Here is a 931-nt window from a genome sequence, read left to right on the forward strand (position 1 = left end):
GTGGTCACGGGCAGTGGTCACGGGCAGCTATAAGCAGAGCTGCTTCCGCGCCCTTGCATGTTCCGATGATTGCGATGTGCTTGCAGCCACGGTGGCAAAGCTCGTCGATGGCGCTGACGAAAGTCTTCAGCGGGACTTCACAGAGTCCGGGAGTTTGGCCTTCACCGCCGAACCATCGCAATGCCAGCGCCGTGATTCCGAGGCTGGCGAAGAGGGAAGCACGCTGAACATCGACCCGACCGCTTGATCCGCTGAGGACGACGATGCCCCATTCGTTCAACCTGTCCGGCACCAGCAGTACGCCCGGTACCTCTCCGGTCAGGTTGATCTGTGAATAGGTTGTCACCGGTATGGCCATCGTCTTCCCAGGTGCCGTCTGCGAAAAAGTCATCTGCGATCTCATTTGACCTGCATCAGCTCGATTCGATTGCCGAAAGGGTCGCTGACGTATCTTCGGTCATATCCCTCCAGCGGCTGGTCGGCGGATGTCGGAAACCCGGCTGCATCCAGCAACGCTGCGAGGGAGGGGAGGTCACTGACGATGAGACCTGGATGGGCCTTCTTTGCGGGCGAAAAATCGTCCTCAACCCCCAAATGAATTCTGACACCGTTGGCCTCGAACCAACATCCACCCCTGGCGGCGAGATGCGGTGGCTTCGCGACTTCCTTCAGTCCAAGCAGCCCCTCGTAGAAGCCGCGAGCAGCGTTCTCGCGTCCGACCGGCATCGCCAACTGAATATGATCCATTCCAACGACGGCCAATGTGGTTCTCCCAATTGATCAGCGAGCCCGGTCTGCCATGTATTCACGAAATCGGCGGCGGAAGTAAACTGAACGCTATCCCTTGCCACGCGTGCTCATCCGCCTCGAAATGCTGGCGGTTCTGCTCTGCGATGGAGCGGAATAGCTCTAAGGCGACATGATCATCCAT

The 931-nt window shown here is 58.5% G+C and carries 2 protein-coding genes; both read right to left on the bottom strand.

Annotation, left to right across the window (positions count from 1 at the left end; all coding sequences use genetic code 11):
• Nucleotides 1–4 precede the first annotated feature (4 nt).
• Nucleotides 5–391, bottom strand: coding sequence for a hypothetical protein (locus AB4Z52_RS36205; RefSeq protein WP_442222612.1), 387 nt, complete (start codon nucleotides 389–391; stop codon nucleotides 5–7).
• Between the two features lie 8 nt (nucleotides 392–399).
• Complete coding sequence (locus AB4Z52_RS36210; protein WP_442222613.1) at nucleotides 400–762, bottom strand: VOC family protein; 363 nt, start codon at nucleotides 760–762, stop codon at nucleotides 400–402.
• Nucleotides 763–931 lie beyond the last annotated feature (169 nt).

It is taken from the genome of Rhizobium sp. 2YAF20, assembly GCF_052114685.1.
Taxonomy (GTDB): domain Bacteria; phylum Pseudomonadota; class Alphaproteobacteria; order Rhizobiales; family Rhizobiaceae; genus Rhizobium.